At 62.7% G+C, this 13,170-nt stretch carries 17 protein-coding genes; 11 read left to right on the top strand and 6 right to left on the bottom strand.

Going from position 1 to position 13,170, the window contains the following annotated elements:
* Positions 1–812: 812 nt before the first annotated feature.
* Positions 813–1,322 carry a winged helix DNA-binding protein gene (locus tag L3X40_RS18860; RefSeq protein WP_082748836.1) on the bottom strand — a complete coding sequence of 170 codons (510 nt, stop codon included), beginning with the start codon at positions 1,320–1,322 and terminating at the stop codon, positions 813–815.
* Between the two features lie 14 nt (positions 1,323–1,336).
* A complete protein-coding gene (locus L3X40_RS18865) occupies positions 1,337–2,596 on the bottom strand; it encodes a GNAT family N-acetyltransferase (RefSeq protein WP_082748559.1) in 1,260 nt (419 codons plus the stop codon).
* A gap of 360 nt (positions 2,597–2,956) precedes the next feature.
* Between L3X40_RS18865 and L3X40_RS18870 the strand changes: the two genes are divergently transcribed.
* The gene (locus L3X40_RS18870; protein ID WP_066556786.1) at positions 2,957–4,075 is read left to right on the top strand and encodes a LysR family transcriptional regulator; all 1,119 of its coding nucleotides are present in this window, start codon (positions 2,957–2,959) and stop codon (positions 4,073–4,075) included.
* A 57-nt stretch (positions 4,076–4,132) separates the two neighbouring features.
* On the opposite strand, the gene L3X40_RS18875 is transcribed toward L3X40_RS18870, so the two are convergent.
* Together L3X40_RS18875 and L3X40_RS18880 are read right to left on the bottom strand one after the other, a co-directional pair.
* Entirely contained in the window at positions 4,133–4,417 is a 285-nt protein-coding gene (locus L3X40_RS18875) for a FecR/PupR family sigma factor regulator (RefSeq protein ID WP_066556784.1), read from the bottom strand.
* 104 nt (positions 4,418–4,521) lie between these two features.
* Positions 4,522–5,025: an RNA polymerase sigma factor gene (locus tag L3X40_RS18880; RefSeq protein WP_082748557.1), complete on the bottom strand. Its 504-nt coding sequence runs from the start codon at positions 5,023–5,025 to the stop codon at positions 4,522–4,524.
* Between the two features lie 697 nt (positions 5,026–5,722).
* Here L3X40_RS18880 and L3X40_RS18885 point away from each other — a divergent pair.
* Genes L3X40_RS18885 through L3X40_RS18895 form a run of 3 tightly spaced genes read left to right on the top strand, consistent with a single transcriptional unit; the run spans position 5,723 to position 7,400 of the window.
* Positions 5,723–6,610, top strand: coding sequence for an alpha/beta fold hydrolase (locus L3X40_RS18885; protein ID WP_237366971.1), 888 nt, complete (start codon positions 5,723–5,725; stop codon positions 6,608–6,610).
* Entirely contained in the window at positions 6,607–6,984 is a 378-nt protein-coding gene (locus L3X40_RS18890) for a VOC family protein (protein WP_066556777.1), read from the top strand. Before L3X40_RS18885 ends, L3X40_RS18890 begins: the two co-directional genes overlap by 4 nt.
* A 44-nt stretch (positions 6,985–7,028) precedes the next feature.
* Positions 7,029–7,400, top strand: coding sequence for a GFA family protein (locus tag L3X40_RS18895; RefSeq protein ID WP_066556774.1), 372 nt, complete (start codon positions 7,029–7,031; stop codon positions 7,398–7,400).
* A gap of 270 nt (positions 7,401–7,670) precedes the next feature.
* Here the strand turns inward: L3X40_RS18895 and L3X40_RS18900 are convergent, their stop codons facing one another.
* Both L3X40_RS18900 and L3X40_RS18905 read right to left on the bottom strand, forming a co-directional pair.
* A complete protein-coding gene (locus L3X40_RS18900; RefSeq protein ID WP_066556772.1) occupies positions 7,671–8,129 on the bottom strand; it encodes a hypothetical protein in 459 nt (152 codons plus the stop codon).
* 125 nt (positions 8,130–8,254) lie between these two features.
* Positions 8,255–8,692 (bottom strand): hypothetical protein, encoded by a 438-nt coding sequence (locus L3X40_RS18905; RefSeq protein WP_237366972.1) that lies wholly within the window; start codon positions 8,690–8,692, stop codon positions 8,255–8,257.
* 323 nt (positions 8,693–9,015) lie between these two features.
* Here L3X40_RS18905 and L3X40_RS18910 point away from each other — a divergent pair, with 323 nt between their 5' ends.
* From L3X40_RS18910 to L3X40_RS18940, 7 genes are all read left to right on the top strand, one after another.
* Positions 9,016–9,306, top strand: coding sequence for a hypothetical protein (locus L3X40_RS18910; protein WP_237366973.1), 291 nt, complete (start codon positions 9,016–9,018; stop codon positions 9,304–9,306).
* The gene (locus L3X40_RS18915) at positions 9,290–10,105 is read left to right on the top strand and encodes a DsbC family protein (RefSeq protein ID WP_066556761.1); all 816 of its coding nucleotides are present in this window, start codon (positions 9,290–9,292) and stop codon (positions 10,103–10,105) included. The genes L3X40_RS18910 and L3X40_RS18915 overlap by 17 nt, the downstream gene beginning before the upstream one ends.
* 196 nt (positions 10,106–10,301) lie before the next feature.
* A complete protein-coding gene (locus tag L3X40_RS18920; protein WP_066556758.1) occupies positions 10,302–10,619 on the top strand; it encodes a hypothetical protein in 318 nt (105 codons plus the stop codon).
* 124 nt (positions 10,620–10,743) lie between these two features.
* Complete coding sequence (gene traL, locus L3X40_RS18925; protein ID WP_066556756.1) at positions 10,744–11,010, top strand: type IV conjugative transfer system protein TraL; 267 nt, start codon at positions 10,744–10,746, stop codon at positions 11,008–11,010.
* A gap of 9 nt (positions 11,011–11,019) precedes the next feature.
* Complete coding sequence (locus tag L3X40_RS18930) at positions 11,020–11,658, top strand: TraE/TraK family type IV conjugative transfer system protein (RefSeq protein WP_066556752.1); 639 nt, start codon at positions 11,020–11,022, stop codon at positions 11,656–11,658.
* Positions 11,642–12,409 carry a type-F conjugative transfer system secretin TraK gene (locus tag L3X40_RS18935; protein ID WP_066556749.1) on the top strand — a complete coding sequence of 256 codons (768 nt, stop codon included), beginning with the start codon at positions 11,642–11,644 and terminating at the stop codon, positions 12,407–12,409. The genes L3X40_RS18930 and L3X40_RS18935 overlap by 17 nt, the downstream gene beginning before the upstream one ends.
* Positions 12,406–13,134, top strand: a complete 729-nt coding sequence (locus tag L3X40_RS18940; protein WP_338331160.1) for a hypothetical protein — start codon at positions 12,406–12,408, stop codon at positions 13,132–13,134. Before L3X40_RS18935 ends, L3X40_RS18940 begins: the two co-directional genes overlap by 4 nt.
* Positions 13,135–13,170: the final 36 nt, after the last annotated feature.

Raw genomic sequence — 13,170 nt, forward strand, 5'->3', positions numbered from 1 at the left:
AAACCATCGAAATGAGGGGTCCCTTTTAGACGCCGATCACCCCGCTAACGGGGTCCTTTTTGCATGCCGATCCACAGTCGAGAAGCGCGCGTGTGCTAGCGCAATAGCGCGCTGCAGAGGTGTGGCGTCGGGACTGGTAATCCCGCGAAGTGCGATGGCCCGCGGCGGAGCGATCCGCCGGGGTGCCTGTGCATATGTCCAGGTCGCTTGCGGCTAAAAGCGCAGGCGCATGTCACTTCGCATGTTACCAGCCCCGGCTCCCGCGTCCCACGCGGGAGCCATCGGCGCATTGAAGCCGCGCCGCTCGCGCCTCAACCAGCGCACTCGTTCCGGGCGCCGACAAGATTCAACGCCCGGTCGCATCGGAGAAACGGCCGGTGGATAGCAAGTCGTGGCGCCTCGGTTACCACGTTCTATTCACCGCACAGCGGGCGGAGAGCGGAAATTGTCAGTGGAGACGCATAGAAAATGGGTGATGCTTGTCAGGCATCTGGATCGCGCCCTGGCCCTTCTCGACGAACTCGACGAGGGCGATGGCGACAGTGCGGCGCACACCCAACGAGCGGTCAACGCCGCAAAGAGGGAATTGCGTAGCCGATTTGGACGAGCCCAGCAGCTGCCGACCGGTGTGGTCCTCCCCTTCCCACCGCCGGCGTGTTCCCTTTCTCGCTGAAGGGCAGGCTCGCACGCCGTGAGAGCGTGCGCTCTGCTCATCGGCTTGACCAGAGCGCATGTTGCGCCAGCGAGGTTTCCACTCGGATGAAAAATGTCCGCGTGCCACTTTATCACCGGCCGGTGATTTCGCAGACGGTTCAACCTTGTGGCGGATGAGGGAGATCGTTCTTCGCTATCAACTTCTCGAAATAGCCCCTGACCAGCTCATATCCCTTGGGACTGAGGCCGACAAAGGAGCGCCGACGGTCACGAGAGTCTCGTTCGCGCTCGAGCAAGCCGCTCGCTACCAGATTTCTGGCCCAGCGCCCCGCCGTGGTGATCGGCAGGCCGGTCATCGGCGAAAGGCTGGTGATCTTCACCTTCTTGCCCTGGGCCGCTACCCCGTAGAGACACAGTAATATATCCCATGCCGGGTCCGAAAAAATCTCCGCTCCGAAGAACTCCTCGCGCAGCCGTCGAGCCCTAAGCCACCATGAGGCGAGGTCAATACCCGGCAAGGAACCGGCGTCGGAGGCGCGCGCTGTCTCATGTGTAGGCACGGATGGCGAGAGCTGTCGGTGGCCCGATGGCTGGAGTCCCCACGTATCTATGGGCGGGGTGATCTCCTCGGCGGCGCCTTGATCGATCCTTCCGATCTGCTTGGTCATCTTTCGCTCCCCGATCATCGCACGGGGACAGCGGCAGCGCTCCGGCCCTTGCAATGGCGCTCGGGCTCGAGCGCCGCGGACTTTGGGAAGCCGCAGCGCGCCGCTGAGCGGTCGAGCGGTCCAGGGCTGTCCCAATCCCCTTCTGGACGGATAAGGATATATGGATTTGCCCCGATGACGATGGGATTCGGATCGATCCCGAGATCCGCCTCGAGCTCGACATACTCCACATTCGAAAAGGCGAAGGATGAGCGATCAGACAGCGGCTTGAAGCCGAACAGGCCCCAGAAGCGGGTCAGGTCGACACGCGAGTGACCATATGCTCGTCGATACCCCTTCCGCCTGCAATAGCCGATGGCCTCGCGAACCAGCCGGAAAGCGAGCCTGGATGTCCGGTATTCCTTGCGGACAGCCAGTCTCTCGAGCTTCACGAAATCCGCGAAGAAGCGGATGCGGATACATCCCGCGGGCTCGCCGTCGATCCGACCAATCAGATGGGTCGCGCAGAAGTCGTTTCCATCGAACTCCTCTTCATACGGGCATTCCTGTTCGCTGATGTACGTCGCGGCCCGCACGGAGAAGGCCTTCAGCAGATCCTCGACCGTGCGCGCAACCCCGACCTCGATCTCACCGCTTCCCCGACGATGGTCGATACCGAAGACGGGAAAGCCCGAAAGCGGTGGCAGGGAAAGGAGGTCGCGAGGCGCGGACGGGTAGACGGACTGGGCCGCGACGAAGCCCATGGCGGGAAACAGCTTGGCGGTGTGGCCGGTCACCGCCCTTGTGAAAAGCGGACATCCATCGGGTGACAGACGGCCCAGAAAAGGGGCAAGTGCCTTGACCGTCGGCCCGAAAGCGGCGGGTGCGAAAATCAGCCAGATGTAGATGGCTGACGGAACTTCGTCGCCGCGGCAAACGAGTGCGAGATCGGGGGCGCTTCCTTTGAACCGTCCTTCGATCAAAGCTCGGGCGCCGTCACTGGTGAGCGGCAGATAAGCGAGAAACGGCATACTCCCGGGCGGGAGCCCGTTCCCTTCGATAAGCTGGAAAATGTCCGGGTTATGCGCCATCGCGGCTTCGACGACCTTATCGCAGGCCAAGCCTGGGAGACTGATACGGGCATGGCCAAGTGCGCGAAGGGCCTCACGGATCGTCGCGCGGCGCGTGACAGCCGCCGGCCGGCTGCCGTCATTGCAGAGCTTCCGGATGCGATCCGAGAATGCCATCGAGCGATAGCCATCGACGTCGGCGGGACTAACTGACTCTTGATACATGGAACCCCCTTCGAGATGTGAAGGGTTGTTCAGCTACGCCTTTCGCATTCCAGTGAAGCGAGGCCATTTCTGACCTGGGTGGATCAAATGTTGACCCGTGCGCGCGTGCGCCGGCCCTCATCCCGTTCAAATCGGAGATGGTTTGTGCCGCCCCCGGGGATAGGCAAAGCGCCAAAGCGAGCGCCTTATCTTGAGGAGAGGAATTGCCAGGAGGGCTGTTCGCATGTTGAGACCGAGAGGAAGCTTGGGCCGTGGAGAGACGATTTCCGCGCCGATGTGGTCGCCGATAGCGGCTGGTCAAGATGGCGAGTTGACCGCCAGGGGGCGGCCGCCGGACACGCCCCGCGCGCGTGTCACGCTATGATCAAGAAGCGGCCAGCCTCTCGCTCGACCTCCCTGCTGTCGACAGAGCCTGGCGGCTTAGGCCAACGGGGTCTTCCGCGTGGAGCGCTTGGGAAGGGAATTCCGGCGTCCTTCCGGGCCAATCTCAAGCAAATCGACTGGACGGATCTCGAGCTCTTTCTGAACGTCGCCGAGGCCGGAAGCATCAGGGCCGGTGCAATCCGCACGCGCCGTGCGATCAATACCGTACGCAACAGGCTGGCGCGAATGGAGGATGTTCTGGGAGAGCTCATCGCCCGACGCGGCCGCGATGGTCTGCAACTTACGCAATCCGGCCAGGCATTGCTGCGTATCGCCCGAGAGATGCATTCGTCGCGGCAAAGCGCGGCGCATCAGGACGCGGAAAGCGGACAGCGGATGCGCGTCAGGATCGCGGCGACCGAGGGATTGGGTACCTATTGGCTGACGCCGCGCATTCTCGAATTCCAGGCCGCGACCCAGCTTAGGATCGAACTGCATTGCGACATGCAGCGCGTGGACATGGCAGAGGGTGACTTCGACATTGCAGTTCAACTCGAGCAGCCGGAGGTGGCCAGTTCGCTGTGCTTCCGCCTGGGGACACTCCATCTGATGCCGTTCGCGTCCGACAAGTATCTGCGAGAAGCGGGCGTGCCGCAATCCGTCGATGACTGGCCTGATCACCGATTGGTTTGGCAGGAGGCGGACCAGGTCGCTTCACAGTTGCTCCCCTTCTTTGTGGGCACAGTCGATACGGGCGATCTGATCAGCCTGACCACGAACAGTAGTTTGACGCATTTCCGCGCGGTTGCCGCAGGGGGTGGCATAGGATTCCTTCCGACCTATGCCCGCGCCATCAGTCGCTTGGTGCGCCCCATCGATATCGGTGTCCACCTCAAGCGCGAGATCCTGTGTGTCTTGAATCCCGCCCGCGCCCAATCCCCCGAGGTGGAGCGGGCCGTAGATTGGCTGACATCGGCCTTCTCGGGGGAGAAATACCCCTGGTTCAGGGACGAGTTCGTTCACCCGCGCGATTTCGATCAGACTGCGACCGCTGCAAATGTGACGAGCCTGTTCGAAGGGTACATCGATGGTCTAGATGCCAGCGGCGATACGTAGACGACAGAACTTGCATCGCGCCCATGCACGATAGTTCTGATACAACCTATATTACGTTCAGCCATTTCGGTTAAGGGAAGGGATCATAAAGCTCACCCAACGCGTGAGCTTGCGTCGCATCACCGAACTCGCAGAGGGCAATGTGATCGTGCGGGCCAGACCCTCACGGAGCGCGCCGAGTGTACGCCAATTCGCCACTGCGAGCTGGAACGCCCGCTCGTTGTCCGGCTTCGCGACCCAATCGCGGAATCGCCGCATCTCACGGTCGTTCATGTCTCCAGAAGTGAGGCGCACGACCCAACTTTGCGCGGCGGAGGTGGGTCCAGGGTCGCGTTCATGCATCGGCCTATCGAATTCCCCGGCAAGGCGCGGTCAGATCCGTGCCTACAATTCGTAGGGCGAAGGCGGGAACCGATTGCCTAACCGCTGATTAAGAAAAATGCGGCTTAGCTTTCCGCCAGCGCCGCACAGAGAGCAGCGAGAGCGCGCCGCATGTGCTTTTCGACCGTGGTCCGGGAGACCCCCAGCCGTTTGGCGACATCGCGCTGCGGGATGTTTTCCATTCGATTGAGATAGAAGATCGTGCGGGTTGGCTCCGGCAGGGCTTCTGCCCGCGCAAGAACGCGACTGAGGCCGTCCTTCGCAATCGCGACTTGGTCAACTGGAAGGACATAATCCACGCCCCAGACGATACTCTCGATCTCCCGCTGTAACCGTTTGCGGCGCGCCTCGGCCCTACCCTGATCGAGCGCGACGCAACGCGCAAGATAGAACAGGAACGCCCCCATATCCTCTATAGCCGGGTCATCCGCGACGCGTTGCACCCGGATCCAAAGGGACTGAAGAGTGTCTTCGAGGCTTTCGCGTTCAACCATGCGTGCAAAAAGCCGCTTCAGCGCCCGTTCCTCCGCGAACATCAACCGGGTAAGAGCGGCGGCATTAGATGGCATCGAGGATCCTTCCTTCTGCGCCGGTGAGATGACAGTTCCGAATGAGTTGGCTAGCTGACCGCCCAGGAGAATAGAGCGCGTTCGCACCACAATGTCGGAACCAGCCGATCATCTGAAAATTGCCGAGAAGTCCGCCACTGCGCCGCACCCTTCAGGTCCGCAGGATTCAAGAGCTCAGGCTATCCCGCAATTCCATGTAGCCGCCGATCCGTAGAATCCCGGATGGCTGCGATGCATGTCGACTTCGCCGGGGTTGGTCTCGCCAAGCATTGCTCACAGTTGGGCTTCAATGCGCGTCGATGTGCATTTTCTGTAGCGTTCCGAACGATGTCGCCATTATCGGGCAAACGCCGCACATCTGGAGGAAACGAGGCGTGACCTGCCGCCGGCTCACTCATCTTGCGCAATGGCTCCGGCGATCGTGCCATGCAGGACAAACATAACGAGTACGTATCGCCGTTCATACTAGCCTGGCACCGCCAGAGGCTGCCGCTCTCCGCCTTTCGCCGGAGAGTCTCACCGCAACCGCTTTGCTAGGGACAGGGAACTCGCCGGCCCAAGGCGGGGCATTCCGGGCAGCGAGGAAAGGCTGATCATACAAGCATCCTTCAAGTGTCATCTGTCCGAGAGCCATCGGAGCCTGAGAACAATCAGCCTCGGTTAGAGTTATTGTCGATTGGCGAAAGGCGAGAACTGCATGGTTGACGGTTCGATCGAGGGATTTGCGCGTCGGCATCTTCCGGGCGAGGACATCGAAGTGGATGCCCTCGTCGGCGGCAGCGGGCGACCTTTGCTGTTGCTCCACGGTTGGCCGCAGACACGCATGTGCTGGTCGGCGATGGCGCCTGGGCTCGCGGAGATGTTCACCGTCGTCATGCCCGATCTGCGTGGCTACGGCCGAAGCGGCAAACCGGAGGGCGGCGATCAGCATGCTGCTTATTCCAAGCGGGCGATGGCGCAGGACCAAATCCTGGCAATGAAGGCGCTCGGTTTCGATCGGTTCGCGGTCGGCGCGCATGATCGCGGTGCCCGCGTCGCCTATCGGCTCGCGCTGGACTATCCCGAAGTGGTGACGCGGCTCGCCAGCCTCGACGTGGTTCCGACCGCCGATGTCTGGAACAGCATGGGAGCGAAGCAAGCTGTCGCGACGTGGCACTGGCCGTTCCTGGCGCAGCCGGATGGCTTGCCCGAGAAGCTGATCGGCGCCGATCCCGAATGGTTCGTGCGCTACATCCTCGAACACCAGTCGGCGCCGGGATTCGAGTTTCCAGAGCAGAATGTCGCCGATTATGTCGCCTGCGCGCAGCAATCCGGGACGGTGCGGGGCTGGTGCGAGGATTATCGCGCCGGCTGGGGCATCGACCGCGAGCTGGACGAGGCCGACCGCGGACGTAAGCTGGCGATGCCGTTGCTGGTCCTGTGGGGCGAGCAGGGTTCGCTCAAGGGCAAGGACGGCGTCGCGCTGTGGCGGCCGTGGGCCAGCCAGGTCGAAGGTGAGGTGCTGCCCTGCGGTCACTTCATACCCGAAGAGCAGCCCCATGCGGTCGCCGCACATTTCCTTCGTTTCTTCGGAGAGGCAGCATGATCGACCGCATCGACCATCTGGTTCTCACCGGCCGTTGCCTGGAGGCGACGTGCGCCTTCTATGAGCGTGCGCTCGGCTTTCGCCGGGTGGGCGCGGCGATGCGGCCCGCCGCGCTAACCTTCGGTCGTCGGAAGAACAACGTCCACGAGGTCGGCCACACGTTCGACCCCAAGGCTGTCGCGCCGACGTCCGGCGCGGGCGACTTCTGCCTGGTCATCGAACGACCGCTCGACGAGGTACGCGCGCATCTCGAGAGCTGCGGCGTCGCGATCGAGCTCGGTCCGATCGAGCGCGAAGGCGCGCAGGGCAGAATGATGTTGATGTACTTCCGTGACCCGGACGGCAACCTGGTGGAAGTCAGCCGCTACGACTGAGCGAGAGCGAGGAAGTCTTCATCGAGCAAGATTTGGAGGAGTCCATGACGATCACGGCACGATGCCATTGCGGACGCACGGTGATGGAGGTTGATGCCGAGCTTCCCGAAAAGTTGACCCGCTGCACCTGTTCCTTGTGCTCGAAGCGCGGGCACCTCTTCGCCTATTACCGGCCGGATCAGTTCACCGTGCGGCAGGCCGATAGCGACGCGGCCTATCGCTGGCGGTCGAAGCAGGTCGCCAACCATTTCTGCAGCGCGTGCGGATGCGACACATACGCCGACAGCCCGGCCTTCGATAAGGACGGCTCATGGGACGGCAAGACCCGGCGCATCGCGCTCAATGCGCGTCTCATCGACGACTTCGAGGCAGCCGACTGGCCAGTCGCGGTCATTGACGGCAAGAACCTCTGGTAGGCATCTCCGCGCATCGCATCGCATCGCATCGCATCGCATCGTCCGCCGCTCGCTCGAACCTCCTCGAAACTCAAATGGGAAGACGGACGACCGTGCCAGAGAAAACCGAGCTACGGACTTATCGCTACCGCAATGTGGCCATTCCACAGATCTACTTCGAGGATGCCTCCGCGGCGATTGCCTTTTACGCCAAGGCGTTACGCCGTCCTTAATAGAGGCTCAGGCTACCGACAGTGGTCAGCGAGGGTCCTCGAGTCGCAAATGTGAGACTCACGGCCGATCCGCGGCGCACACCGAATTTTCGCTATGGCCTGTCGCCATCGCCTCCTCCGGCTCATCCGAAGGCTGTTGGTGCAGAAGGCCACGCAGATTTCTAAGGTTCCAGTTGATCACGCAGTTGAGGATCGCCTCTTCGAGGTGCTTGAGGTTGCCGAACAGAAGATGCGGCGGACATTCGCGGCCGTGAAGGAGAAAGAGAAGAGGGATGAAGATCGCCAGCGGAGAAATGCTCAAGAAGTCATAGCAAAGGACATGATCATCCAGGCGAACTTTGGGGCAACCAGATTCGATCTGGCGTACCCAGGTCGTTCCCCGTCCTATCCTCGTACCCATGAAAGATTGGCTCAACCCGCGTCGCCGTCTTTCCTGCTCTATGCGCTGTCCTGACAGCCGCTTGACTTCGGACAAATAGACTGGTTCTTCGGTTTTGTTATCGCGCGCAAGCGGCATCTCCCTCTCCCGAAGGTAGCTTTCAGCCCGCCACGGCCTGCTCGATGCTGCAGATTTGTGTAAGATACATATCCGCAGGTCAACGAGAGAATAGGCCAATGTTGCCGCATCTTATGTGTAGCGTATCAATGCCCTGCCTCGGAGCGCCTGATGTCGCGCCAGTCTTTAGGAATCTTAAGCATCGGGCCGGCCTCCTCGACCATCAGTTCATAGGAACGCAGCAAGTCGTCCGAGTCGGCCGCTCGAAAGCGTCTGAGCGCAACGATGAAGAGTCGGGAGGTCATGATCGGACGCCGATTGTCGGGCAATTGCTCGGCAATGCTTGTAGAAATCCGCGAGACGACATCCATTAGGCACGATGGGGCGCCGACAAAGCAATTGCGGCGACCCGCAAGCCCCGATGCCTTGAAGGTTGCGAGGTCGTCCATGATGAGGACGGCGTCGAGGCGGCTGAGGTGCATCATGGCCGCGAACAGCGTTTGGCCATAGGGCAGCAACTGATGGGTCAGCCTGCACAGGCGATGGTGGCAATCGAGAAAGAGCTCGACTCCAGCTGGTGACATCCTGAGCGCGTAGGTTCTCGATGGACGGCCCACGGTGCGATTCGTTCCTCTCTATTGGCCTCGGCCAAACGGACGAGCGACGGCTCCCGGCGACCAGGCCAAATCACCACATAAGTGAGCAGATGCGTACTGAAGTGGCGAATACGTCACTGAGGTGTCCAGGTTCACACGTCAGTGTCTACCCGATTGCTGTTTCAGGGTGAAACACATCATTCCTTCCGCACGTCGAGGACGCCTCGGCATGGCGCACGAACGGACGCGGAGAACGCCAGTCCGTGCGCCAGCTGCAGGCTTCCGAATTTCACGCGAGGGGGGACAGCCCGATGCCCAACAGACACAAGGCAATCGCCGTCGCGTTGCTTCTCCCGGCGACGGTCATGGGCTGCGCCGCGCCGCGCGCTTCCCCCGCGCCGGCACCGCAGATGATACGGCTTACGATCACTGAAGCCGCAACCGACTTCGTGATCCGCAGCCGCGGCAACGCCTCCACCGCCGGCCTTTCGATGCCGGCAGCGCAGCTCATGCTGGGAAGTTCGGTCCATCTCGATCGCAGCCTCGTGACCGGATCCTCGAGCATCATACCTCAGGAGATATCAAATGCCCCATTGGATTAAGCGTCACGCCGGCGGCGCCGGTATGGCGGCGCTGCTGATCGCCACCGCCCCTGCCCTCGCCCAAGAACCGGCAACCCACAAAGGCAACGATCGCTCCGCGCTCGCGCAGGCGGCGGCCGAAGCCGAACAGCAGCTGCACCAGACCTTCACCAATCTCCAGTTCGAGGATTTTGGCCCGGCGCCGGTCAAGGGACCGATCTATCAGGCGATCGCGGGCGGCCGCGTGATCTATTTCGCCCCCGAGAGCGAACACATCCTCTTCGCGTCGATCTACGACAAGAATGGCGCCAACGTCACCGCGCTGGCCCAGGAGGCGACCGCGAGGAAGCATCTCGCCGCGATCGATCCGGCGAAGGCATTGACCATTGGACCCGCCGGCGCGCCGACGATCATCGAATTCACGGATCCCGATTGTCCCTACTGCAGGGCGCTGGAGCGCTTCTGGGCGACCAAGGCCGCGGAGGGCAAGCCCGTGCGGCGGCTGGTCTATTTCGTCTCGGGTATTCACCCGGATGCGGCCGCAAAGGCCGAGCACATCCTCTGCTCACCGGACAAGGAAGCGACCTTCAAGGCCGTCTACGCCGGGGCCAAGCCTGCGCAGATGCATAAGTGCATGGCAGGCCACGCGAAGGTGGAGGCCGATGCGGATCTCGTCCGCAAGATCGGTGTGAGCGGCACGCCGACGCTGATCGCTGACGGTCAATTGATATCGGGTTTTCAGCAGGCCGAACTCGAGACTTTTCTCGATCAGGCTCGCGCCAAGCTGGCCGCGAAGGCGGCTCCGCATGCGAACCGCTGAAACACCTCACCCACTTCTGGCGGCCGTCCGACCGGTCTGGCGTCCAACGCGACGTCCCAGCGCCGGCCTGGCGTGTCGAGATGCCGATGGTCGCGGCCCATGGGAGCCGTCCGACACGATCATCGGCCGCCAACGAGCCCATTCGGGGTCCGCAGGCATGCTTCCGGACGGCTCCCACATCCTCGGAGTATGCGCAATGATCAAGAAAATCGGGCGTCGGACCGTCTCCTACGCCAGCACCGGGCTGCCTATGCTTGCTATGTTCGCGCTCGCGAGCGGCGGCGCCCATGCCTTCACGGCCCCGGCCGCAGGCGACCTCGGCTACGACATCTACGACATCGTGGTCAACAAGGGGGTCAAGGGACCGCTCGGCTTTGTCGGCGGTGTCGCGGCCTTCCTGTTCGGCGTCTCGCGGCTTTTCTCGAACGTCATGGTCGGCATCCCGACCATCGTCGCCGCGGTCTGCCTGATCAAATCGGACACGATCCTCCAGACTTTCGGAATGGTGATCTGACCGGATTGGCCGCGCCCCCGTCCCGCGAGCGCTGGCGCGGCCTCACGAACCCGGGGCGCCGATGAACCGGCTCCCTGGGAAAACCGCCCCCATGCCGGGGGCATGAAGCAAGAGGAGAAGGACGTTGGACGAACGTCTGCCCCAGTATCTCCATCGCCCGACGCAGATTTTGTGGTTCGCGGCGGACGAGTTCGTACTGGTTCTGTCGACCATCTTCGTCGCCGCAATCGTCGGCGGGGTGATCGGCTGGATGCTCATCGGCGCCCTTCTCCTTTTCATCCCGTGGAAGCGATCGAAGCCACGCGGCTTCCTTCCCCACCTCGCGTGGCGCTGGGGCCTGCTTTCCTTTCGTCACTATCCGGGTCCGACCCAGACCCGCTTCTTCGAGTGAGCTGGCGCCATGTCATTCCTCAACCGCCGCACCGGGCCGGAGGCCGATCCTCTGATCGGCAAACCCGCCAGCTTCGGCATCCACCGTTATCTGCAGGGAAGCTCAAACCTGTTCGAGGAGAACCGGCTTCTCAAATTCGCGATCGTCGGGCTGTTCGGCATCACGGCCGTGCTGGGCGCGGTGGTCTATTCCTCCGACCAGAACCGGCGCACCGTCGTGGTTCCGTTCGGCGCGAGCGGTGATCTCTATGTGACGGGCTCGAAGCCCTCGACCGCCTATCTGCGAACGATCACGCGCAACATCGTCACGCTGTCGGGCACCTATTCGGCCTATTCGGCGGACCGGCAGTTCCAGGAGCTGCTCTCGATCGTCCACCCGTCGGCCTATAACGGGATGCGCGACAATCTGAACGCGATCCTTGACGAACTCGCGAACAACCCGACGCTCTCGATCGCGACCTATATTCGCCCCGATCAGCCGGTGACCTGGACCGATACGGAAATCGTCGTGCCGGTCGAGAAGGTCCGCGTGATCGGCGGCGTCATCCGCAAATTCCGGGGCACGCTACGCATCGGCTACGCGATCGACAACGGCCGCTTCTGGCTCACCCGCCTGTCCGAGGAGAATTTCGATGCCGAGCTTCGGTAGAGGAACGCGCGCGCTCGCACTGCCGGCGATCCTCCTGATGAGCGTGCCTGTCGGCGCGCAGCAAATCACCGCGCTGCCGGATCAGAGGAGTGCGATCCGTCTGTCCAACCGTGACATCAACCACGTCATCTGCGTCGGCGGTGAGATCGAGGACGTGAAGTTCTCGGCCGAGAAGGCGATCGCCGTCGAAAAGGGCGGCTCGGATGCGTGGATCAAGTTTCTCGTCAAGGAAACCGATGATTTGGGCCAGGTCACCCGCAGCTATGTGACCACGCCATCGGAATTCTTCGTCTCCTGCAATGGCGCGATCTACCCGCTTTACGCCGAGCCTTCCGATATCCCGGCCCAGACCGTGAGCCTGGTGCCCGGCGCCTCACAGCGCGCCCGGGCGAACGAAGAACTGCTGGGACCGCTTGTCGAGGAAGAGCGGGCCGTCTCGATCACGCTCGCCATCTTTCAGGAACGCATTCCCGCCACCTTCACCGAGGTGGCGCCGCAGGCCGGCGCGGTGCTCCTGTCGAGCCTGCCTGGCGCGCACATTACCGAACGCCGCCGCCTCGAGGTCGAGGGCGCCGGCCTGTCGGCCTCGGAGTACCGCGTCGAGGTCTCTGCCGACACCACGCTGGACGAGCGCCAGTTTCTCGATCGCGCCCTTGGCGCGCGGATCTTCGCGGTCAGCGCCGACCGCCTCACGCTCAGGGCCGGCGACACGGCTCGTCTCGTGGTCGTCCGTCGGGAGGCGGCCCAATGACCGATGAAAATGATCCGGTGGAGACCGGCACTGGCCGTACCGGCCGTGCGGAAGAATCGGTCCAAGGGCCTTATCAGACCCATCTCGCCGAGGCCGCCGCGGCCGATCAACTTGACGGGAGCACGCGCAATCCGGCGCTGCTCGACCTGAAAGCGCGCTGGGCCGCTCTCAACGCGCGCCAGAAATTGCGCGCGAAGCAACTGGGCGTAGCGGCCTCGGTCGCGGTTCTCGGCTACGGCCTCTACACCGCGTCGACCGCCAATCACGCGCAGCCCGAGGCTGCGCCGGCCGCCTCGAAACTCGACATGGGCGCCGGCCTGCGGGGCGACAGCCTCGAGACGAAGCTGCGCGGCGACCTCAAGAAGGTGCTCGACGGTCAATCGCTGCTTGGCGAGCGCATCACCGCGATCGAGGAAGGCAAGGTCGTGCCCGGAAGCAAACCGCCGGGCGTGACAGATGGTGGCGAGCTGCCGGCAGCTCTGCCGGGAGCAGCGCCCTCATTCCCGCCATCCCCTGACCAGGCGGACATCGACAGTGCAGCCGGAACCCTGCCGGCACCGCCCACTCCGCCCGCGGCACCGCCAGCGCCACCTGTCGAGAAAACCTTCGGAGCAATCGGCGCCGCGACCAGCGCCATCGTGCCGGCCGCCGGCAACGGCCAGAGCGCGGCGGCCGACGGCGCCAAAAAAACGTATGGCCCGCCCCGTTTGCAAGGTAGATTTTGAGATGCTCTGATCAGTCTGCGTCAACGTATACGGTCT

Source organism: Rhizorhapis sp. SPR117, from assembly GCF_021742065.1.